This is a genomic window from Pseudonocardia sp. EV170527-09 (genome assembly GCF_008369905.1).
Classification (GTDB): domain Bacteria; phylum Actinomycetota; class Actinomycetes; order Mycobacteriales; family Pseudonocardiaceae; genus Pseudonocardia.
Map to the genome: position 1 here is coordinate 1 of NZ_VRMC01000098.1, position 21349 is coordinate 21349.

Below are 21349 nucleotides of genomic sequence, written 5' to 3' on the forward strand. Positions count from 1 at the left end.
GAGCTATTTACACCGCGTCCACCGCCGATGCCGCTGCAGCCGCGCTGGATGATCTCGATGACGAGTGGGGGCGAGCCCATCCGGCGATGATACGTTTGTGGCGTAACGCCTGGACCGAGTTCGTGCCGTTCCTCGACTACGACATCGAGGTCCGGAGGGTGATCTGTACGACGAACGCGATCGAATCGTTGAACGCCCGCTACCGGCGAGCGGTCCGAGCGCGAGGGCATTTCCCCAGCGAGCAGGCCGCGATGAAATGTCTGTACCTTGTCACCCGCAGCCTCGACCCGACCGGACGAGGCCACACCCGATGGATGATGCGCTGGAAGCCAGTCCTCAACGCCTTCGCCATCACTTTCGGTGACCGCTGGCCGGGCGCCGAGCACTACTGACAACATCGCCGGAACCACCGTTCTCGTTACAGACCCCCTGCGGGTGCTGCGCGACGCCGACGCCTGACCGGTGGCGGCAGGTGTCAGGGCGTGCCGCCGCCGGGGCGTGCGGACGCGAGCGCCGCGGCGGCGGAGGCGGCGATGCGCAGCGACCCGATCGCGGTGGGGTGGAACGGGTCCGGAGTGGCGAGCCCCATGATGTCCGGCGGCATCCGGTCGCGGTCCGGGGCGCACAGCGGCGCCAGGGCCGGCGCGGCGGTGGCGAACCCGAAGCGGGCGGCGCCGTCGGTCAGCACGTCGTTGAGACGGCGGTTCCGCTCGGCGAGCAGGTCGAGCTTGGCCTGGTCCAGGCCCGGGGTGCCGGCCGGTCCGCGCATGTCGGCGCACGTCGGGTCGAACCGGGCCGGGAACGGGTCGTAGGACAGGGTGACCACCACCCGCGGGCGCCCCGGCAGCGTGTCGAGGTCGGTGAACAGGGCGCCGACGTCGCGGGCGAACCCGGCCAGCCGGGACTCGAACTCGCCGTCGGAGAGCCGGTCGTCGCAGGTGGCGAGGCCGTAGCAGTACAGCAGGAAGTCCGACCAGGCCAGGTCGTTCGGGCCGACCGCGACGACCACCCACTGCAGGTTCCGGACCTGCTTGAGCCGCCCGACCTGCGGGTCGACGGTGACGCCCTCGCGCAGCTGCGGCCCCCGCAGCCCGGCCGCGACGCCCGCCCCGGCGCAGGCCAGGTTGAGGACGTCCTCGCCACGCAGCCGGGCGAGCTCGGCGGCGAGGGAGTCGGTGCTGCGCCCGCAGGCGCGGTCCTCCGGGGTGACGGTGCCGTCCTCGCCGCGCAGCGCAGGACCGCCGATCCGGGCCGCGCGGGAGTCCCCGATCACCGCGCCCGCGACCCCGGTCACCGTGGGCCCGACCGGTGACGGGGTGACCGTCGCCGCCCCGACGAGGTCGGTCAGCGAGGTGACCCGGCCCAGGCCGGTCAGGTGCCGTGCAGCGCGGCGGCCCCGGCGCCCGCCCACAGCAGCACCGAGGCCGTCACCGCGACGACGGTCATCCGCCCGATCGGCCCGGCCAGGTCGTCCCAGTGCACCGGCCGGTACCGGCGGGCGCGGGTCCGGTGCAGCGCCATCAGCAGCCGCGCGGTCGCCATCAGCCCGCTGCCCAGCAGCGCGACCAGCACGATGCCGGTGGCGCCCCACAGGTACCAGGTCACAAACCCCTCACCGAGGTCGCGGACCGCGTCACCGGCGCCGTCGACGGTGTGCGGGCCCAGGACCGGGCCGTTGTCGGCGGGCCGCTTCAACGGCCCGATCGACAGCCGCGGCCGGATCGGACCCCACACCTGCACGGTCGTGAGGTCGAACTCGGCGTTGCCGAGCTGGGCGATCTGTGCGGGCCCGGACAGCGTCAGCGGCGGAACCCTGGCGCCCACGCCGATGTCCTGGCCGAACACCTCGACGTGGTTCTCCGGGGTCAGCAGGATCACCAGGGGCACGCCGACGACGGCGATCAGCGCGAGCAGCAGCAGCGTGGGCAGCGACCGGGCCTCACGCAGCAGAGCACGCGGCCAGGACCGGGACGTGGCACGGGTCGGCACCGTCAGCGGGCTCCGTACGGCGCGGTCGGGACGGGCGCGGTCGGGATGGGCACGGCGCCATGGTGGCCCCGGTGCCGTACCGGAGTCACGGACGTCGTGGGGTGGCGTCGGACTCCCCGGCGCTCAGACCCCCGGCCGGGTGACCCGCAGCCGCGGGGCGAGCCGTGCCGAGGTGACGGCGGCGGTGCCGTTCCGCTCGACGTCGTCGGCGAGGGCGTCCGCGTGCGCGACCAGACCGTCGAGGTCCAGCCCGGCCGGGACGGCGACGTCGAGCACCCGCCACAGCCGGACGCCCTCCGCACCGCGGCGCAGGAGCGCGACGGCGCCGCGGGCGTTCCCGCGCTGGGCGTGGGTCAGCCCGACCGCGAGCTGGGCCAGCGCCCGCCACAGGTCGCGGGTGTCGTCGTCGGCGTCCTTCCAGGCGCCCTCCAGGACCTCGTGGGCGTGGAACGGCCGGCCCGAGTCGAGCAGGCGCTGGGCCTCGGTGACGGTCTCGGCGGGGGAGAGCGCCAGGTCCTCGGGCACCCGCTCGACGCCGGGGGCGCCGTGCGGGAGCGGACGCCCGGCGGCGTCGCGGGGGCGGGCGTTGCGGGCACGGCCCCGGCCGTCGCGGTCGCGGGAACGGGTCATGGCTGCGAGCGTGCCAGCTTCCCGGTTAGCGTGCGTCATGATCACCGAACTGTTCGACGTCCGTGGCAGAGTGGCCGTGGTCACCGGCGGCACCAGCGGCATCGGCCGCATGATCGCGGGCGGCCTCGCCGAGGCCGGGGCGCGGGTCTACGTGTCCAGCCGCAAGGCCGACGCCTGCGCGGGGACCGCCGCGGAGATCGGCGGCATCGGCATCGCCGCGGACCTGTCGTCGGAGGACGAGTGCGTCCGCCTGGCCGCCGAGGTCGGGGAGCGCGAGGAGCGGGTGCACCTGCTGGTCAACAACGCGGGCGCCACCTGGGGCGCGCCGCTGGAGGAGTTCCCCGCGCACGCCTGGGACAAGGTGCTCGACCTCAACCTGAAGGCGCCGTTCTTCCTGACCCGGGCGTTCCTGCCGTTGCTGGAGGCTGCCGGGTCGGCCGACGACCCGGCCCGCGTGATCAACATCGGCAGCATCGACGGGCTGCGCGTGCCGGAGCTGCCGAACTACAGCTACTCGGCCAGCAAGGCCGGGGTGCACCAGCTGACCCGGGTGCTGGCCCGTGACCTCGCCGGGCGTGGGATCACCGTGAACGCGATCGCGCCGGGGCCGTTCCCGTCACGGATGATGCGCGCCACGCTGGAGGCGGCGGGCGAACAGATCGCCGACTCCACCCCGCTCGGGCGCCTGGGGAAGCCGTCGGACGTCGTCGGGGCGACGCTGTTCCTGGCCGGGGCCGCCGGGTCCTACGTGACCGGCGCGGTGCTGCCGGTCGACGGGGGGATCTGGACGACGCGCTGAGCCGTGCCGCGGGCCGGCGCGGTCAGCGTTCGTGGGCAACGAGTGTGAGGGCCAGTTCCACGACCGCGGAGCCGTCGGGTCCGTCGGTGGGCGCCGTGTCCTCACCCGGACTCCAGCGGCCCCAGCTCGGCGACGAACTCGTCGAGGAACCGGGCCCAGTCCTGCGCCGGCGCGGCGGGGCGCACCACGAACTTGGTCAGCCCGCCCTCGACGTGGCGGCGGATCTGCTCGGCGGCGCCGTCCCACCCGCGGGCGACCAGCTGCTCCGGGTCGGCGTCGGGCCGCTGCTGGGTGGCCCGGTGCAGCGCGTGCTCGGCGACGGCGTCGGACCCGTCGCCGGGCAGCACGACGGTGACGTTCGTGCCGTAGTGGTCGTCGTCGATCGCCCGGCCCGCGTCGCGGGCGGCGGCCTCGATCACGGTGCGGGCGCGGGCGGACTCGTCGGGGGTGAGGAAGCTGCCCAGCCAGCCGTCGGCGAGCCGGCCGACCCGGCGCAGCCCGACCTCGGCACGCCCGCCGAGCCACAGGTCGAGCGGGCGGGTCGGGCGTGGTGCGACCGACGCGTCGTCGAGGGTGAAGAACTCACCGTGGTGGGTCACCGTCTCCTCGGACACGAGTCGGCGCAGCACCACCAGGGACTCCTCGAACACCGCTGCCCGCGTGCCGGGGACGGGGAAGAGCTGGCGTTCCGACGGCGTCGCCGCGCGGAGGCCGAACGCCGGCAGGATCCGCTTCGGCGCCAGCACCGCCAGCGACGCGAGCTCGGCCGCGAGCAGCATCGGGTTGCGGCCGGGCAGGATCGTGACGCCGGTGCCGACCTTGAGCGTCCGGGTCCGGGCAGCCGCCCAGGTGGTGCCGACCAGCGCGTCGACGCCGGGAGCGGAGACCAGGTCGGGCAGCCACAGCGAGTCGACGCCCGCGTGGTCGAGGGCGTCGACGAACTCGTCGAACTCCGAGCCCGGGTCGGTGGTGCGCAGCCCCACCGAGCCGACGCCGATGCGGACCTTGCCGTGCGGGGAGGCCACCACACCGGTCGACGGTACCCGCGTCAGCGGCCCCGGCGCGGGTCCCGACCGCTGTTGCCCAGCGCCCGGTCGAACGGCGGCACGTCGGCCGGCACCGCGACGACCGATCCGAACAACCCCTCCCGCGACGCCTCCTGACCAGGTGCGGACATGGCGCTGGTGAACTCCAGGCCGGCGGCGACGGCGTCGTCGTCCTGGGTGAACGGGTGTCCGGTCGCGACGGCGAGGTCCCAGCCGTGCAGGACCAGCTCGTCGAGGGCGATGACCCCGGCGACGTCGGCCGGCAGGTCCAGCCCGCCCGCCGCGGTGAACCCCTCCCAGGCGGCCGGCTCGCGCCAGGCCTGCGCCAGCGCGTCGAGCCGGGCCGGGATCGCGGTACGCCGGTCCGCGACGAGGTGCGCGGCGTCGGCGCTGGGCGCGGTGCCCGCGGCCTCGGGGGACTTCTGCGCCGCGACCCGGAACGCCCACGCCAGACCGTGCAGGTGGTCGAGCGGGGCGGCGACGGACATGCCGTCGCACGGGGTCGGGTCGTGGAGCTGGTCGTCGCGGACACCCGTGACGACGTCGGTCACTGCGCGGGCTGTCGGGGCGAGATCGAGCACGGATGCCACCTCCGGTCGGGTCGGCGTCCCACGGACGGGGGCCCTGCCCACTCCGACCGGCCACGGCGTCGGATCTCATCGCCCGGCGTGTATTTCGACACCCGGTAGAAGGTGGGGTGGGGACTACGGCAGAGTGGACGCCAGACGTCCCGTCCGACTGGAGGAAGCCCCCGTCATGAACGACCCGTCCCTCGTCGCCAAGGTCTTCCGCGCCGTGGCGATCGCCGAGGCGCTGTCCTGGACCGGTCTGCTGATCGGCATGTTCGTCAAGTGGGTGCTGGCCACCACCGAGGTCGGGGTGCAGGTCATGGGGCCGATCCACGGTGCGCTGTTCATCGCCTACGTGCTCGTCACGCTGTGGACAGCGCGGCTGTTCCGCTGGGACCTGCGCACCACGGTGATCGGGCTGCTCGCCAGTATTCCGCCGCTGACGACGATCTGGTTCGAGCGCCACGCCGGGGCCACCGGCCGCCTCGACCCGGCCCGTGCCCGGGCCGTCGCCGGCTGAGAGCGTCCCGGATCAGCGCGCCGCTCTTGACTCTTGAGGTAAGCCTAGGCTAACTTCAGGACGTCGCTTCGTGGTGGGAGCGGCGCGTCAGTTCGGGAAACACGGCCCGGCCGCATCGACCACAGCGGCCGGGCCGTCCCGCGTTCCGGGGTCTGTGCGGGTGCCGCGGTCCCGGTGCTGCGGCCTCGGTGTCACGTTCCCGGTGTCACGTTCCCGGTGTCATGGCGTCCCTCGGCAGATGCGACGAGGTCACGACCGTCGCCCCGGGGTTGCTCGCGCGTCACGGCACGGCCGGCCCGTCGGTCGCTCGGGAACGCTGCCGGGGAAATCCGGCGGAGACCGTTGACAACATAGGTAAGCCTTGGCTAAGTTTCACGTGTCGCTTCGTGGTGGGAGCGGCGCGTCAGTTCGGGACGAGGGCCCGGTCGCTCGACCACGGCGACCGGGCCCTCACATTTCTCCGGCTCGGTCTTCGCCCGGGGTGGGCTTCCGGATCGACCACAGGCGCAGCCCCAGTCCTGCACCCATGGCGATGGCGAGTACTACGACGTAGAACCCCGTGTCGGCGAGGTCGCCACCCACCCACCAGTGGGTGGCCCCGGCGACGACCACGAGCAGCGGCAGCAGCAGCAGTGCGCGAACGGTCTCCGCACGATCCCGCTCGGGCGTCACGTGCATCCCGTACCGCCGTCGGCCGATCGCCCGCGCGACCAGCCACACGGCGAGCAGGGCCACTGCCAGTACGAGCACGGCGCCGGACCAGGTCGCCCCGGATGCGTCCCGCAGTCCGAGCGGGCGGCCCAGCAGGGTGACCATGCCGAGCCCCCCGGCGACCACCACCGCCCGCAGCTCCAGGCAGCGCCGTCGCAGCTGCACCAGCTCCGCGCGCTCGTCGGTCTCGTTCCTGATCTGCTCCTGCGACGTGCGCAGGGCCGTCCACGGACTACGCATCCCGGCCTCCCGTCTGCGGTGCGTCACGTCGGGCACGGATCCCGTCGGCCTCCGCGGTGGGCAGCGCGAACAGCTGCTCCGCCCGGCTCCTCACGCGTCCGGGTGGGCCAGCGCCTCGTACACCGGCCGCAACGCGTCGGTCAGCCGCCCGCCGCGGGCCCGCAGCGGCGGCTCGGGAACCTGGTCCAGCACCGCACCCGGCCCGGTGTCCGGTGGACGCGGGGGAGCGGACCCGGCCGCGACCTCCCAGAAGCGGTCCAGCAGGTCCGCCAGCGGCACCGGCCCGGCCGGTGCGGCCGGGCCGTCGGTGCGGTCGCGTTCGGCCCGCAACCGCTCCAGCAGTGCGTCCCGGTCTCGTCCGCGCAGCGTGAGCAGGGTGAACGGGTCGGTGTCGCAGCGCTCGGCCAGCACGTAGAACACCGCGGCCAGGTGCTTGCACGGGACCGTGTGGTCCGGGCACGAGCAGTCCTGCGAGAGGTCGGCGCCCTCGGCCGGGAACAACGACAGCTCCAGGCCGTCGAGCAGCTCCTCGATCTCCGGGGGCACGGTCCCCGCCAGCAGGGCCGCGGTGTACCAGGCGTCGGCGGCCAGGGCCTCCTCCACGCGCCGCCACTCGGTCTTGTCCCAGACCCGCAGTCCGATCCGGACCCGGTAGGGCTGCGGCCGGGTGCCCTGGACGAGCGCGACCACCGCGCCCGCGTCGACGTTGAGCGACACGATCTGCCCCGACCGGGCGTAGCTGCGGCCACGCGAGAGCCGCCCGCCGACACCGAGCCGCTCCAGCACGGCCAGGAACCGCCCCGACCACCAGGTCCGGGCGACCGCGCCCCTCGTCGCGTGGATCCGGATCCCGCCCTCGACGCGGCGCGGCGGCCCACCGGTGAAGTCCTCCTGCGCCCAGAACGGCCGGTCACTCATCGTCGTCCCCGGTGTCCTCGTCCGGATCGGCCACCGCGTCGGAGCCGAGCGCGAACACCTCGCGCAGCTCGGCGGTCGACAGCGACGTCAGCCAGTCCTCCCCGCCGGTCACCACCATGTCCGACAGCGACCGCTTCGACGTGACCAGCTCCTCGATCCGCTCCTCGACCGTGCCCGGGCACACGAACCGGCGCACCTGCACCGCGCGCCGCTGCCCGATCCGGAACGCCCGGTCGGTGGCCTGGTCCTCCACCGCCGGGTTCCACCACCGGTCCAGGTGGATCACGTGGTTCGCCGCGGTGAGGGTGAGCCCGGTGCCGCCCGCGCGCAGCGACAGCAGGAACAGCTGCGGCCCCTCCCCGGACTGGAACCGGGCGACCATCTCGTCACGCCGCTTCTTCGGGATGCCGCCGTGCAGGTAGAGCACCTCGGTGTCGAACCGCGCCGACAGGTGCGGGCGCAGCATGGCGGCGAACTCGGTGTACTGGGTGAACAGCAGCGCCCGGTCCCCGGCGGCGAGCACCGGCTCCAGGATCTCCTCCAGCCGGGCGACCTTGCCCGAGCGGTGCCGCCCGCCGGCGCGGTGGATCGGGGACCCGTCGTGCAGCAGCTGGGCGGGGTGGTTGCAGACCTGTTTGAGCTTGGTCATCGCGGCCAGCACGTTGCCACGGCGCTCGATGCCGTCGCTGTCCTCGATCTTCTCCATCATGTCGTCGACGACGGTCCGGTACAGCGACGCCTGCTCCCGGGTGAGCCGGTGGTCGGCCACGATCTCGATCTTCTCCGGCAGGTCGTCGATCACCGTGGGGTCGGTCTTGACCCGTCGGAGCAGGTAGGGCCGGGTGATCCGGCGCAGGGTGCGGGCGGTCCCGGCGTCGCGGTGGCGCTCGATCGGCACCGCGAACCGCTGCCGGAACACCTCCGGGACCCCGAGCACCCCCGGGTTGAGGAAGTCCATCACCGACCACAGCTCGGCCAGCCGGTTCTCCATCGGGGTGCCGGTCAGCGCGACCCGGTGGCCCGCGTCGAACGAGCGCATCGTGCGCGACGCCGCCGCGTGCGCGTTCTTGATCATCTGAGCCTCGTCGAGGACGAGCCGGTGGAACCGCCAGGCCTGCAGGTCCTCCGCGTCGCGGGTCGCGGTCGCGTAGGTGGTGACGACGAGGTCCGCTGCGCCGAGCCGGGCGTGCAGCGCGTCGCCGCGCGGGCGGGCGGCACCGTGGTGGGCGTGCACCCGCAGGCCGGGGGCGAACGTCGCGGCCTCCCGCTGCCAGGTGCCGACCATCGACATCGGGCACACGATCAGGGTCGGGGCGCCGGTCGGCCCACCGGCGCGGTCATGGGCCTCCAGGGCCAGCAGCTGCACGGTCTTGCCCAGCCCCATGTCGTCGGCCAGGCAGGCCCCCAGCCCCAGCGACGACAGGAACGCCAGCCACGCCACCCCGCGCTCCTGGTAGGGGCGCAGCGTCGCGGTGAACCCCGGCGGGGACGGCACCGGCGTCAGCGCCTGGTCGGCGGTGCCCTCCAGCAGCGCCCCGAGGTGCCCGCGGGCGGACACGTCGGTCACCGGCAGCGGGGCGTCCGCGTCACCACGGGCCGCGGCCAGGACCTCCCCGACGGTGGGCGGTCGGTCCCGGTGGCGACGCAGGAAGTCCAGCCCCTGCGCCAGTGCCTCGGCGTCGACGGCGACCCAGCGCCCGCGCAGGCGGACCAGCGGTGCCTTCGCCGCCACCAGCGCGGCGATCTCGGACTCGCCCAGCTCCTCGTCGCCGACGGCGAGCGACCACCGGAACTCCGCCAGCTCGTCGCGCCCCAGCCCGCCGCGGGTGATCACCCCCGGGGCGGGGGCCGACGACGCCGAGAGCCGCAGCCCCAGTGGGCGGCGCCCGTCCCAGCCGCGCGGCAGCGCCACCCCGAACCCGGCGGCCAGCAGCGCCGGCGCGTCCCGGGTGAGGAACCGGTGCGCCCCGGCGACGTCGAGCGGGAGCCCGGTCGGCCGGGCCCGGCGCAGCGCTGGCACCAGCCCGGGCAGCACCTGGGCGGCCCGCCCCAGCTCGGCCAGCAGCACGTCCTGCGCGCCGGCGACCAGGGCGTCGGCCTCGCCGGCCCACACCCCGGCCGCGTCGAACACCAGGCTCGGGTCCTCGGTGGAGCGCAGCGCGAAGTGCAGCTCCCACCGAGTGCCGTCACCGGTCTGGTCGTCGAGGTCCGGACCGGGGTCCGCCGGGTCGTGCAGCGTGGACACCTCGGCGAGCCGGAACAGGGCGGTGGCGGCGCCGGGCTGCTCGCGACCGACGTCCTCCCACACCGACAGCGCGTCGCGCAGCGTCTGCAGCCCGGCCCCGGTCGCGGGCAGGTCGGCCGACGGCCCGGTCAGCGCGTGCAGCAACGCCGCCGGGGCGTCCGGGCGGTCGGGCAGCGGGAGCGGCATCGCGGCGCTGCGCCCCAGCCGCTCGCGGACCGCGGCGTCGGTGAACCGGGACAGCGCGGCGTCGACCAGGGCGTCCGGGTCCTGCCCGGCGACATCGCCCGGGCGCCGCTGCTCGGCCCGCGCGACCGGCGGCAGCCGCCGCACCAGGTCCGCGCGGGCCACCGCGTCGAGACCCTGGACGACCGGGCGCCAGCGTGCCGCGGGTCGTCCGGACTCGGTCAGCAGCACCGGCAGCACCCGGCCGCGCGCCGCGAGCTCCTCGGCGAGCCGGGCGAGGTCGGCGAGATGGGCGAACCCGGCGCCGTAGCGGACGTCGTCGGACGGGTCGGTCAGCTCGGAGGGGTCGACGACCACCGCCGGCACCGTCCACGGCGCCAGCGTCGGCGTGGCCCGGCTCCGGGCGCGCGGCCGGGAGCGGACCAGCCCGGGGGAGTCCTGCGGGCCCGACGGCTGCGAGGGCAGCAGCACCGTCACCGACGACGGCTTGCCCGGATGGATCGCGGCCAGCTCGTCCGACGGCACCGCGAACGGGTGCGGCCGCGCCGTGCGCAGCGACCGCCGGTCGGTGCGCGGGGTGCGCTCGCCGTCCTCCGCCCACAGCAGGACGCCGCGGGCGGGGGAGTGCAGGGCGTGGACGACGAACACACCCCCACGCTAGAGGCGACCCCCGACAGCGACCGCGTGCAGGAGTCCCGCTGCGGCCGCGCACGCCTCGTCGGTGATCACGTGCTCGTCGCCGTCGTCGATCCGCAGGTCCACCCGAGCACCCCCGGCGACCAGCAGCGACGCCGTCTCCTCCACCCGGTGCGCCGGCACCCACGGGTCGTGCGAGATCGACCGCAGCACCGCGGGCGTCGGGGCCAGCGAGCCGCCGGGCGGCGCCGGGACCGGGTCCGGCCCGACGAAGCCGCCGGTGAACAGCACCAGCCCGGCGCACGGGCGCGGGTCGCGCACCAGCAGGTGGTGCGCGGCCAGGCAGGCGCCCTGGGAGAACCCCCACAGCACGACCCGGTCCCGGCCGACCCCGGCCTCCGCCAGCCGGGCCAGCCGGTCGTCGACGACGTCGAGCGCGCGCAGCAGGGCGTCCCGGTTCTCGTCGAACGGCTCCAGGAACGGCTTCGGGTACCAGCTGCCGCCCGGTGCCGCCGGCGCGACGAACCGGGCGGGCACGTCCCCGAACCGGGCCGCGGTGGCCCGCATGTCGTCGGGGTCGCGCCCCCGCCCGTGCAGGGCGAGCACGACCAGCGGCGCGTCCGGGTCCCCCCAGGTGGTCATCAGCCCTCGATCGGTTCCAGCTTGGCGAAGATCTCCTCGCGCCGGTCCTCGAACTGCTCGGGCAGCTGGAACCGGGTGCCGAGCTCGTGCGGCGACTCGTCGCAGGTCCAGCCGCCCTCATCGTGGGTGACGGCCAGCTCGAACAGCGCCCCGCTCGGCGTGCGGACGTAGACGCTCTTGAAGTACTTGCGGTCCTTGAGCTCGGAGATGTCGGTGTAGCCGGCGCCCTCGATGTCGAACTTCACCGCGTCCTGGTTCGCCAGGTCGGACACGTTCCAGGCGAAGTGGTGGTAGGTGCCCGCGCCGTAGCGCCAGGTGCCCTGGTCGTCGCGGCGGTTGACGGTGATCTCCAGGTGGTTGCCGACCTTCGCGTCGCCGATCCGCAGCCCGACCACGTCGCCGTCCTCGGCGGGGGCGCCCTGGGCGAAGAACGAGGTGTCGGCGAACTCGACCATCCGGTCCGGGGTGGTCATGTGCACCCCGACACCGTGGATGCCGTGGATCGCGTGCTCGGCCGAGACCCCGTTGCCCTCGTAGCCGCGGCGCGGGTCGGCGGCGTTCGCGACGAACTGGTACTCGATGCCCGACGGGTGGGCGAACGCGAGCCGCCGCTGGTCGAACCGCTCGACGTCGGCGACCTCGATGTCGTGGGAGCGCAGCCGCTGCGCCCAGAAGTCCAGGGAGCCCTCCGGCACCGACAGCAGCACCTCGCGGGCCTGGTTGGTGCCGCGGGTACCGAACTGGCCCGCCTGCGCCCACGGGAACGTGGTGACGACGCTGGACGGGTCGCCGTCGGCGTTGGAGTAGTAGAGGTGGTAGATCGGCAGCGAGCCGTCGAACAGCACGGTGCGCTTGATGAAGCGCATGCCGAGGATCTTCGTGTGGAAGTCGACGTCCTCCTGGGCGCCGGCGACGGACAGGGTCACATGGTGCGAGCCTTCGACATGAGCCACGTACGGAGACGTTAGGAACGCCGCGGCCGCGGCACATCGCCGACGGGCGCAGACCGCTGTCGTCGGAGTGCACGCCCGCACCGGCCCGGCGGGCGGCTGCGCCGTGACTAGGCTGGGGGTGGCCACCAGCACGACCAGGAGCCGCCGATGACGACCGTCGCCGACCGTCCCACCCACTCCGGCCCCGCCCCCGGCCCGGACGGCGTCGAGTTCGCCACCGTCACCGGCGACCTGCCCGCCCCCGGCGGCCACCGTCTCGTCCTGGTCGTGGCGCTCGCGGGCAGCGCGCTGCTCGGCGACGGCGAGCCGCTGGTCCCCGGGCGGTGGGCGCTGTTGGACCCGGCCCGCCCGGGCACGCCCACCGCGGACCGTGGGTTCCGGGCCCTGTGCGTGCGGTTCCCCCGCGACCGCGTCGACCCCCGCGGTGAGCCGCTCCCCGGGGTGGCGGGCACGGCGTTCGAGGCGGGGCCCGGCCTGGCCGGCTACGTGTGCGACACCCTGCGCCACCTCGACGCGCACCGGCTCGCCATGGGTCCGCACGCCGCCGTCGCGGTGCGGCACGCGGTGGACCTGGTCGGGGTGCTGCTGCGGAGCGTGGCCGGGGTCGAACCCGCCCCGCACTGCGACCTGCTGGACCGGATCAAGGCCCACATCGAGGCGAACCTCGGCGACCCGGACCTCGCCCCCGCCGGGATCGCCGCCGCGCACTTCGTCTCCGCCCGCCACCTGCACAACCTGTTCGCCGGGACCGGGACGAGCGCCGCGGCCTGGATCCGCGCGCGGCGGGTCGAGATGTGCCGGCGCGACCTGGCCGACCCCGCGCTGGCCGACGTGCCCGCGGCGGCGATCGGGTCGCGGTGGGGGTTCCGCGGTCCGTCGCACTTCGGGCAGGTGTTCAAGCGCGCGACTGGGCTGACCCCGGCGGCCTACCGCGAGGCCAGCAGCTCGTCGAGTCGCTCGTAGCCCTCGTTCACCCCGACCTCCATGCCGGAGGCCAGCATCGCGTCCCGGGCCGCCCAGGAGTCGTACAGCGACTCCGCGACCAGCCGGGTCCGGCCGCCGGGCAGCGGGGTCAGCGTCGTCGTCGGGCGCGCAAGACCTGCTCGGTCGGTGCGTCGACATCCCGGGTGACGCGGACGGCGGGCGGCAGCGCTCGTACTCGACCCGTCAGTGGAACGAACCGGGGAGCGACCCGTGCGGCACGTAGTCCGACGGCACCACCCCGAGACGGCCGCGCTGGTAGTCCTCGAACGCCTGCTGGACCTCCTCGCGGGTGTTCATCACGAACGGCCCCGCCCAGGCGACGGGCTCACGGATCGGCTGCCCGCCCAGCACCACGACGTCCAGCGACGGGTGGCGGGCCTCCTGCGCGGTGTTGCCCTCGACGGTGATGAGGTCCCCGGGCCCGAAGACCGCGAGTTGACCGGTCCGGACCGGGCGCCGGTCGGCACCGACCGTGCCCGCCCCGGACAGCACGTAGACCAGCGCGTTGTACGGCCGCGGCCAGGGCAGCCGCAGCTGCGCGCCGGGGGAGAGGGTGGCGTGCACCATCGCCATCGGGGTGTGCGTCGAGCCCGGCCCGGACACGCCGGCGACCTCGCCGGCGATCACCCGCAGCAGCGCGCCGCCGTCGGGCGTGGCGACCAGCGCGGACTCGCCGCCGCGCAGGTCCTGGTACTTCGGCGGCAGCCACTTGTCCGCGCGCGGCAGGTTCACCCACAGCTGCAGGCCGTGGAACAGGCCGCCGCTGCGCACCAGCGACTCCGGCGGGCGCTCGATGTGCAGCAGGCCCGAGCCCGCGGTCATCCACTGGGTGTCGCCGTCGGTGATCGTCCCGCCGCCGCCGTGGCTGTCACCGTGCTCGAAGGTCCCGTCGATGATGTAGGTGACGGTCTCGAACCCGCGGTGCGGGTGCCAGGAGGTGCCCTTCGGCTCGCCCGGGGCGTACTCGACCTCGCCCATCTGGTCCATGTGCAGGAACGGGTCGAGGTCGCGCAGGTCCACACCCTGGAAGGCGCGACGGACCGGGAAGCCCTCGCCCTCGTAGCCGCGTGGGGCGGTGGTGACGCTGCGGACGCCCCGGTCCAGGTCGGTCGGGCCCGGAACGGGCACGCGGGGCAGGGTGCTGACGTCGGCGACGGAGACGGCGGGCATCGGGACCTCCACGGTCGGTGGTTGTTGCACGGTCAACGACCGCGCTGGCGTCCCGATTCCCAGGGGGCCAGACTGATCGCCATGACGGAGCTGTCGACGGTGCTGTCGGACATGTCCTTCCTGGAGGGCCCACGCTGGCACGACGGGAGGATCTGGCTCAGCGACTTCTACACCCACCGGGTGCTCTCGGCCCGCGCCGACGGGTCGGGCCTGCGCACCGAGGCCGAGGTGCCGCAGCAGCCCTCGGGGCTGGGCTGGCTGCCCGACGGACGGCTGGTCGTGGTGTCCATGCGCGACCGGCGGATCCTGCGCCGTGAGTCCGACGGCACCCTGGTCACCCACGCCGACCTGTCCGGCCACACAGAGCACCTGCTCAACGACATGATCGTCGACGACGGGGGCGGGCTCTGGGTGGGCACCTTCGGCTTCGACCTGATGAACGGTGCCCCGCGCGCCGCGGCCCCGCTGCTGCGCGTGGCGCCCGACGGCACCGTGTCGGTCGCGAGCGAGCCGCTGCACTTCGCGAACGGGCCCGCACTGACCGGCGGGGACCTCGTCGTCGCCGAGACCTTCGGCAACCGGCTGTCCGCCTTCGCGATCGGCGCCGACGGCACGCTCGGTCCGCGCCGGGACTGGGCCCTGTTCGGTCCGCCGTCGGCCGCGGACGACCCGTCCGACGCCATCGCCGAGCTGACCGTCGCCCCGGACGGGATCTCGGTCCCCGACGCCGAGGGGGCGATCTGGGTCGCCGACGCCATCGGCAACCGCGCGATCCGGGTCCGGCCCGGCGGTCTCGTCGACGGCGAGGTGTCCACCGGGCAGGTCGGCACGTACGCCTGCGCCCTCGGCGGCGACGACGGCCGCACCCTGTTCCTCTGCACGGCCCCCGGGTTCGCCGAGCACGAGCGCCGCGACACCCGCCTCGCGCAGCTGCTCGCCGTGCGCGTGGCCGTCCCCGCGGCCTGACCGCTGTGCCCTCCCTCGACGAGACCGCCGCCCGCGCGCTCCTGACCGGCGCGCGGGTGGCGCGGCTCGCGACGATCCGCGCGACCGACGGCACCCCGCGCCTGGTGCCGGTCACGTTCGCGCTCGTCGACGGGCTGGTGGTGTCGGCCGTCGACGACGTCAAGCCCAAGCGGCACCGCAGGCTCGCGCGGCTGCGCGACATCGAGGCCGACCCGCGGGTGGCGCTGCTGGCCGACCACTACGACGACGACTGGACCCGGCTGTGGTGGGTCCGTCTCGACGCGACCGCCGCGATCCACGACGACGGCGACCTGCACGCCCGCGCCGTCGCGGCACTGGCCGACCGGTACGCCCCCTACGCCGCCCGTCCCCCCGAGGGCCCGGTCGTCGTCCTCACCCCGACCCGCTGGACCGCCTGGACGGCCACCCCGCCCCCGTGATCAGGGGAGGGGGTGGAGGAACCTGGTGATCGCGGCGGTGGTCTCGTCGGGGAGCTCCAGGTGGGGTGCGTGCCCGCAGGGCAGCTCGGTCACCGTGACCGGCCCGGACGCCCGTTCCTCCACCGCGCGCACGTGCACGATGCTGCCGTAGGGGTCGTCGTCGCCCTGCAGGCCCAGCACCGGCGCGGTGATCCCGGCCAGCGCGTCGCGGACGTCCCAGGAGGTGAACTCCTCGGCCAGCCACATGTCGTTCCACCCGCGGAACGTGGTGTCGGGGTCGTCGTGGTGGCGGGCCATCCGGGCGCGCAGGTCACCCTCGGTGAACGCGGTGCGGGCCGCCCGGATCGCGGTGAGGGCGAACGGCTCGGTCAGCACGTGCGGGGCGAGCACGACCACCCCGCTCACCGGCATCGCCGCGGCCGCGAGCAGCGCGATCGTTCCGCCGTCGGAGTGCCCGACCAGGATCGGACGCTCCAGGCCGAGGGCCGCGCACAGGGCCGGGACGGTCGTCGTCGCCTCGGTCGCCATGAACGTCGTGGTCTGCGGGGTGCGTGGCCGGTCGGAGCGGCCGTGCCCGAGCCGGGAGTACGCGACGGCCCGGCGCCCGGACTCCGCCGCGATCCGCTCGGGAAAGCCCCGCCAGAGCCCGACCGAGCCGAGTCCCTCGTGCAGGAACAGCAGGGGAGCGCGCCCGTCGCCCGGATCGCCGGTGTCGGAGTACTCGTGGCGCAGACCGTCCAGCTCGAGCAGCGACGTCGCAGACACGTCACGATCGTAGTGCTCGCTGTTGCGCCGGCCGGAAGGGTCGTGAAGGGTCGTTCGCGTGATTCTCGACCTCCGGCTGACGTCGCGTCTGCACGTCGACCTGTGCCGGATGTGGTCGTCCGCCTGTCGTTGACCCCCGCCCGCGTGTCCTGGAGCCGATCGGGACGCGGAGAGTCGACGACCCCCGAGAGGACGTGCCCCCGTGGCCGATCCGCCCGTTCCCGTACCCCGGACCAGGACGGTCCGCCTGGTCACCGCCCTGCTCGCGGTGCTGGTAGCCGCATCCGGCTGTGCGTCCGCCGGGGCCGACGGTCCGACCGTCCGGCTCGCCCAGTTCCCGTGGAGCGCGGCGAAGCTGACCAACGCGATCCTCGGTGAGGTCGTCGCGACCCACCCGGAGCTCGGCGTCGGGCGGCTCAAGACCATCCAGGTCGGACCCGCGACGGCGTGGGCGGGCGCCCAGCGCGGCGATGTCGACGCCCTGTCCGAGGTCGCGATGCCCAACCAGTCCGAGCTGGCCGCGAAGGCGAAGGACCGGATCGAGCTGGTGCACCCGACCTACTCCGGCGCCGAGCAGGGCTGGTACGTCCCGAGCTACGCCGCCGCGCCGGGGCAGCCGCTGGCCGGGCTGACCAGCGTGACCCAGCTGAACGACTACGCCGACGCCCTGGGCAACCGGCTCGTCGACTCCGACCCCAGCTTCCTCACCACCGAGTACAACGCCAAGCGGCTCGCCGGGTACAGGCTGAACCTGGAGCAGGTCACCTCCAGTGAGGCCGCGCAGATCGCCGAGCTGCGCCGCGCCTACGAGCGCCGCCAGCCGATCCTGGTCTAGATCCTGGTCTACCTGTACCGGCCGCACTACATCTTCGAGGAGCTCCAGCTGACCAAGCTGACGGAGCCGACCCCGGCGCGCGAGGACTGCTACACCACCGGCGACGGTGCCTGCGCCATGCCGGCGTACTCGGCCTGGACCGCGGCGAGCCCGGACCTGGCGCGCACCAGCCCCGGGTTCGCGGCGATGCTGCGCCGGTTCGAGCTCCCGCTGGCCGATGTCGAGCAGATGCTCCAGCGGGTCGACGTGGACAACGAGGACGTGGAGGCGGTGGCGCGGGACTACGTGGCCGCGCACCCGGACCGCGTCCGCCAGTGGGTGGGAGCGGGAGCATGATCGAGGTACGGAACCTGACCAAGGTCTTCGGTGACGGCCGCGCCGCCGACGAGGCCGTCCGGCTGGCCGGCGAGGGTCTCGGCCGGTCGGAGATCCAGCGCCGCACCGGCGCGACGCTCGCCGTGCACGACGTGTCCTTCGACATCGCCGACGGCGAGCTGTTCGTGATCATGGGTCTGTCCGGGTCGGGCAAGTCGACCCTGGTCCGGCTGCTGAACCGGCTCATCGAGCCGACCTCGGGCAGCATCACCGTCGACGGCCGCGATCTCGGCTCCCTCGGCGCCGCCGACCTGCGGACCCTGCGCAACGAGCGGATCGCGATGGTGTTCCAGCACTTCGCGCTCCTGCCGCACCGCACCGTCGCGCAGAACGCCGAGTACGGGCTGCAGATCCGCGGCGTCGACGCCCGCACCCGCCGGGAGAAGGCGGAGTGGGCGCTGGAGCAGGTCGGCCTCGGCGACCGCGCCGACGCGCTGCCCGGCCAGCTCTCGGGCGGCATGCAGCAACGGGTCGGGCTGGCCCGGGCGCTGGCCAGCGACACCGAGGTGCTCCTGATGGACGAGCCCTACTCCGCGCTGGACCCACTGATCCGGCGCGACATGCAGCAGCTGCTCGTCCGCCTGCAACAGGACCTCAAGAAGACGATCGTGTTCATCACCCACGACCTCAACGAGGCCATGCTGCTGGGTGACCGCATCCTGCTGCTCAAGGACGGCCGGCTGGTCCAGGTCGGCACCGGGCCGCAGATCCTGGAGTCCCCGGCCGACGACTACGTCGCCGACTTCGTCTCCGACGTCGACCGCAGCCGCGTCCTCACCGCCGCCGACGTGATCCGGGCTGCCCGCATCACCGTCACCCTCGACGAGCGGCCGGCGGACGTGCTGGTCCGGCTCGGCAAGGCCGAGGCGACCGGCGCCTACGTCGTCGACGACGACCAGCGCATCCTCGGCGTCGTCCGCGACGACTGGCTCGGCCACGCCGCGGGCCGGAATGCCACCGGCATCGACCGGTCCGCGCTGGTCGAGGAGTACCGCACGACCGAACCGGACCGGCCACTCATCGACCTGCTGCACCAGGTCGGGCGCAACCCGGTCCCGCTCGCGGTGGTCGACGACGGCCGGCTCACCGGGGTGGTCCCGCGCGGTGCCGTGCTCGCCGCGCTGTCGACCCACGACGAGGCCACCGCCGACGGGAGGAACGCCTGATGCCCAGGTTCGAGTTCGGGAGCTACGTCGAAGCCTTCATCCTCTGGCTGCTGCAGAACGCCGGGGGAGTGCTCGACGTCATCGGGGTCGTGATCACCGCGGTCGTCGAGGCCGTGACCGCGGTGTTCACCACCCCGGCGTGGTGGGTCTGGCTGGTGCTGCTGGTCGCGCTCGCGCTGCTCGTGCGCGGAGTCGGGTTCGCCGTGTTCACCCTGCTCGGCTTCCTCCTCGTGTCCTCGTTCGACCTGTGGACCGAGACGATGGAGACCTTCGGTCTGGTGCTCGTCGCGGCGCTGATCGCGGTGGCCATCGGGGTGCCCCTGGGGATCTGGGCCGCGCGCAGCCGTGCGGCGAGCCGGACCCTGCGACCGGTGCTCGACCTGGCGCAGACGGTCCCGGCGTTCGTCTACCTGATCCCCGTGGTGCTGCTGTTCGGCATCGGCGTGGTCCCGGGCGTCATCGCGACGATCGTGTTCTCGATCGCGCCCGCGGTGCGGCTCACCGAGCTGGGCATCCGGGGCGTCGACGGCGAGGTCGTCGAGGCGGCGCACGCCTTCGGTGCCCACCCCCGCCAGATCCTGCGCGAGGTGCAGCTGCCGATGGCGCTGCCGTCGATCATGGCCGGCGTCAACCAGGTGATCATGCTGGCGTTGTCGATGGTGGTCGTCGCGGGCCTCGCCGGTGCCGACGGGCTGGGCACGACGGTGGTCAGCGCGGTCACCCAGCTCGACATCGCGACCGGCGTCGAGGGTGGGCTCGCCGTCGTCATCGTGGCGATCTTCCTCGACCGGTTCACCTCGGCGCTGGCCGAGCGTCCGGAGGGCAGCCTGCTGTCCAAGCTGCGTGCCCGGCGCCCGCAGAAGGCGGTCGACCCGGCCGGGCTGCGCAATCCGTCGAACCTCGTCGGTCTGGCGGGGAACAACGCGACCGTGTGACGCGGCGTCCCGCCCCCGGCCCGCCCCGCATGATCACCGGTTGTGGAGCGGACCGTCCGTGTCGTCCGTGTCGTCCGTGTCGTCCGTGACACCGACGCCGCGCTCCACGACCGGTGATCACGACCCGTCCACGCCGCCGAGGGGACGGGCGGGCAGGCCGCGGACCAGCACGTCGAGGACGACCGGGAAGTCCGGCACCCCGGCCCCGGGATGCTGCGCGTTCTCCACCGCGGCCAGCCACCCGACCGTGCAGGTCACGAAGATCTGCCAGCTCTGCACCGCGAGGTCCTCGGCGACGCCGTCGCGCACGAACGCGGCGACCGCGGTGTCCCGGAGCCGCTCGACCGAGGGCGTGTGGTGGCGGTGCGGCCGGGACAGGTGCGTGGCGTAGCCCGGCAGCGCCAGGAACTCCGCGTGCATGGCGGTGCCGAGCCGCTCCAGCAGGTCCGCGGCCGTCGGGGCCGGTCCGCGGGGGTCGTCGTCGAGCCTGCCCAGGACCCGGTCGACCACGGTCGCGCTGACCAGGTCGACGAGCTCGTCGCGGTTGCGCACCCAGCGGTAGAGCGCGCCGTGGCTCACCTGCAGCCGGGCGGCGAGTTCACGCACCGTCAGGGTGTCGAGGTTCGCGGTGGACGCGACGGCCTCGACGATCGCGTCGCGACTGAGCCGCGGCGGCCGGCCCGGCCGGCGTCCGGGACTGCCCGGGTCCGGGGTCGGTGTCATGGGCCGGACTGTAGGCGAGGCGCCCGTCACGGTTCGGTGGCAGCCCGCTCGGGTTAGTATCCAATGGTCACTTAACGACGAAGAGGGAGGACCAGGCGATGCGGACACTCGAGGGGCCCACGGTGCAGGGCACGGTCGCCGACGGCTTCGAACCCGTGCGGGACGCGTTCACCGCCCTGATCGCGGCCGAGGGCGCCCCGCTCGACGTCCAGGTCTCGGCCCGGCACCGGGGCCGGCCGGTGGTGGACCTGTGGGCCGGCCCGGAGACCGGCCCCGACTCCCTCCTGGGCATCTACTCGGCGACCAAGGGCGTGACCCACCTCCTCGTCGCGCTGCTGGTCCAGGAGGGGGTCCTGGACCTGGACGAGCGGGTCGCCCACTACTGGCCGGAGTTCGCCACCGGCGGGAAGCAGGACCTGCTGCTGCGTGAGCTGCTCGCCCACCAGGCGGGTCTGGTCGGCACGCCCGAGGGCTTCTCCGTCGACGAGCTCTCCGACGACCGGTTGGTGGCCCAGCGGCTCGGGGCGCAGCGCCCGTTCTGGCGTCCCGGCACCTCGTCGGGCTACCACGCCCTGGTCGAGTCGGCCCTCACCGGCGAGGTGGTCCGCCGGGCCACCTCGTCGGACGTGGGTGTGCTCGTCCGGGAGCTGCTGACCGGGCCGCTGGGCCTGGACCTGCACCTCGGGCTGCCCGCGGAGGCCGAGCACCGGTTCCTCGCCCCGCAGCCCATGATCGCCACACCCGAGCGCCTGCGGGAGCTCGCCGCGGGCGCGGGCGCAGCGGACGGACTGCCCGGGATCGCGTTGTCCGGGGACGGGCTGTGGTGTCGGTTGATGGACGACCTGACGTGTCGTTGGCCCGGGCGCGATCATGACACGGCTGCCGGGACCGGGGACAGTGCTCTGTCCT

General features: G+C 74.4%; 22 protein-coding genes and 1 pseudogene. 10 read left to right on the top strand and 13 right to left on the bottom strand.

The annotated features are described in order from the left end of the window. Positions 1-392 (top strand): transposase (locus tag FVA95_RS23555; protein ID WP_193564409.1); only part of this gene is annotated, 392 nt, incomplete at its 5' end. A gap of 83 nt (positions 393-475) precedes the next feature. Here FVA95_RS23555 and FVA95_RS23560 read toward each other — a convergent pair. From FVA95_RS23560 to FVA95_RS23565, 3 genes are all read right to left on the bottom strand, one after another. Further along, complete coding sequence (locus tag FVA95_RS23560; protein WP_161992409.1) at positions 476-1411, bottom strand: GDSL-type esterase/lipase family protein; 936 nt, start codon at positions 1409-1411, stop codon at positions 476-478. Continuing rightward, positions 1372-1989, bottom strand: coding sequence for a hypothetical protein (locus tag FVA95_RS30985; protein WP_161992410.1), 618 nt, complete (start codon positions 1987-1989; stop codon positions 1372-1374). The genes FVA95_RS23560 and FVA95_RS30985 overlap by 40 nt, the downstream gene beginning before the upstream one ends. A gap of 123 nt (positions 1990-2112) precedes the next feature. After that, a complete protein-coding gene (locus FVA95_RS23565) occupies positions 2113-2619 on the bottom strand; it encodes a DUF309 domain-containing protein (protein ID WP_149666092.1) in 507 nt (168 codons plus the stop codon). 37 nt (positions 2620-2656) lie between these two features. Between FVA95_RS23565 and FVA95_RS23570 the strand changes: the two genes are divergently transcribed. Further along, positions 2657-3418, top strand: coding sequence for an SDR family oxidoreductase (locus tag FVA95_RS23570; protein ID WP_149666093.1), 762 nt, complete (start codon positions 2657-2659; stop codon positions 3416-3418). Positions 3419-3519: 101 nt separating this feature from the next. Here FVA95_RS23570 and FVA95_RS23575 read toward each other — a convergent pair whose 3' ends face one another. After that, entirely contained in the window at positions 3520-4446 is a 927-nt protein-coding gene (locus FVA95_RS23575) for a TIGR03854 family LLM class F420-dependent oxidoreductase (protein WP_240051691.1), read from the bottom strand. A 20-nt stretch (positions 4447-4466) separates the two neighbouring features. After that, entirely contained in the window at positions 4467-5045 is a 579-nt protein-coding gene (locus tag FVA95_RS23580) for a TIGR03086 family metal-binding protein (protein WP_368667355.1), read from the bottom strand. Positions 5046-5220: 175 nt separating this feature from the next. Here FVA95_RS23580 and FVA95_RS23585 point away from each other — a divergent pair, with 175 nt between their 5' ends. Next, positions 5221-5553, top strand: coding sequence for a DUF3817 domain-containing protein (locus tag FVA95_RS23585; RefSeq protein ID WP_149666095.1), 333 nt, complete (start codon positions 5221-5223; stop codon positions 5551-5553). A gap of 450 nt (positions 5554-6003) precedes the next feature. On the opposite strand, the gene FVA95_RS23590 is transcribed toward FVA95_RS23585, so the two are convergent. The 5 genes from FVA95_RS23590 to FVA95_RS23610 form a co-directional block, all read right to left on the bottom strand. Further along, positions 6004-6504 carry a hypothetical protein gene (locus tag FVA95_RS23590; RefSeq protein WP_149666096.1) on the bottom strand — a complete coding sequence of 167 codons (501 nt, stop codon included), beginning with the start codon at positions 6502-6504 and terminating at the stop codon, positions 6004-6006. A 90-nt stretch (positions 6505-6594) separates the two neighbouring features. Further along, entirely contained in the window at positions 6595-7422 is an 828-nt protein-coding gene (locus FVA95_RS23595) for an SWIM zinc finger family protein (RefSeq protein ID WP_149666097.1), read from the bottom strand. Continuing rightward, positions 7415-10498 (bottom strand): DEAD/DEAH box helicase, encoded by a 3084-nt coding sequence (locus tag FVA95_RS23600; RefSeq protein WP_149666098.1) that lies wholly within the window; start codon positions 10496-10498, stop codon positions 7415-7417. The genes FVA95_RS23595 and FVA95_RS23600 overlap by 8 nt, the downstream gene beginning before the upstream one ends. A gap of 9 nt (positions 10499-10507) precedes the next feature. Next, the gene (locus FVA95_RS23605; protein WP_149666099.1) at positions 10508-11128 is read right to left on the bottom strand and encodes an alpha/beta hydrolase; all 621 of its coding nucleotides are present in this window, start codon (positions 11126-11128) and stop codon (positions 10508-10510) included. Next, on the bottom strand, positions 11128-12054 hold the full coding sequence (locus FVA95_RS23610) for a VOC family protein (protein WP_240051692.1): 927 nt from the start codon (positions 12052-12054) through the stop codon (positions 11128-11130). The genes FVA95_RS23605 and FVA95_RS23610 overlap by 1 nt, the downstream gene beginning before the upstream one ends. Before the next feature lie 174 nt (positions 12055-12228). Here FVA95_RS23610 and FVA95_RS23615 point away from each other — a divergent pair, with 174 nt between their 5' ends. Further along, positions 12229-13044, top strand: a complete 816-nt coding sequence (locus tag FVA95_RS23615; protein ID WP_149666101.1) for a helix-turn-helix domain-containing protein — start codon at positions 12229-12231, stop codon at positions 13042-13044. 204 nt (positions 13045-13248) lie between these two features. Here the strand turns inward: FVA95_RS23615 and FVA95_RS23625 are convergent, their stop codons facing one another. Next, positions 13249-14235 carry a pirin family protein gene (locus FVA95_RS23625; RefSeq protein WP_149666102.1) on the bottom strand — a complete coding sequence of 329 codons (987 nt, stop codon included), beginning with the start codon at positions 14233-14235 and terminating at the stop codon, positions 13249-13251. An 81-nt stretch (positions 14236-14316) separates the two neighbouring features. Here FVA95_RS23625 and FVA95_RS23630 point away from each other — a divergent pair, with 81 nt between their 5' ends. Together FVA95_RS23630 and FVA95_RS23635 are read left to right on the top strand one after the other, a co-directional pair. Beyond that, positions 14317-15201 (top strand): SMP-30/gluconolactonase/LRE family protein, encoded by an 885-nt coding sequence (locus tag FVA95_RS23630; RefSeq protein ID WP_149666103.1) that lies wholly within the window; start codon positions 14317-14319, stop codon positions 15199-15201. A gap of 5 nt (positions 15202-15206) precedes the next feature. Beyond that, complete coding sequence (locus FVA95_RS23635) at positions 15207-15641, top strand: TIGR03668 family PPOX class F420-dependent oxidoreductase (protein WP_149666104.1); 435 nt, start codon at positions 15207-15209, stop codon at positions 15639-15641. Here FVA95_RS23635 and FVA95_RS23640 read toward each other — a convergent pair whose 3' ends face one another. After that, entirely contained in the window at positions 15642-16406 is a 765-nt protein-coding gene (locus FVA95_RS23640; RefSeq protein ID WP_149666105.1) for an alpha/beta fold hydrolase, read from the bottom strand. Positions 16407-16674: 268 nt separating this feature from the next. Between FVA95_RS23640 and FVA95_RS33185 the strand changes: the two are divergent. From FVA95_RS33185 to FVA95_RS23655, 3 genes and pseudogenes are all read left to right on the top strand, one after another. Beyond that, positions 16675-17577: pseudogene (locus FVA95_RS33185) on the top strand (glycine betaine ABC transporter substrate-binding protein). Continuing rightward, on the top strand, positions 17574-18782 hold the full coding sequence (locus FVA95_RS23650) for a glycine betaine/L-proline ABC transporter ATP-binding protein (protein WP_164514898.1): 1209 nt from the start codon (positions 17574-17576) through the stop codon (positions 18780-18782). Before FVA95_RS33185 ends, FVA95_RS23650 begins: the two are co-directional and overlap by 4 nt. After that, positions 18782-19717 (top strand): proline/glycine betaine ABC transporter permease, encoded by a 936-nt coding sequence (locus FVA95_RS23655; RefSeq protein WP_149666107.1) that lies wholly within the window; start codon positions 18782-18784, stop codon positions 19715-19717. The genes FVA95_RS23650 and FVA95_RS23655 overlap by 1 nt, the downstream gene beginning before the upstream one ends. Positions 19718-19834: 117 nt before the next feature. Here the strand turns inward: FVA95_RS23655 and FVA95_RS23660 are convergent, their stop codons facing one another. Then, positions 19835-20440, bottom strand: coding sequence for a TetR/AcrR family transcriptional regulator (locus FVA95_RS23660; RefSeq protein WP_149666108.1), 606 nt, complete (start codon positions 20438-20440; stop codon positions 19835-19837). Positions 20441-20538: 98 nt separating this feature from the next. On the opposite strand from FVA95_RS23660, the gene FVA95_RS23665 reads away from it, so the two are divergent. Then, positions 20539-21349: serine hydrolase domain-containing protein (locus tag FVA95_RS23665; RefSeq protein WP_149666109.1), on the top strand; the 811-nt coding region annotated here is incomplete at its 3' end.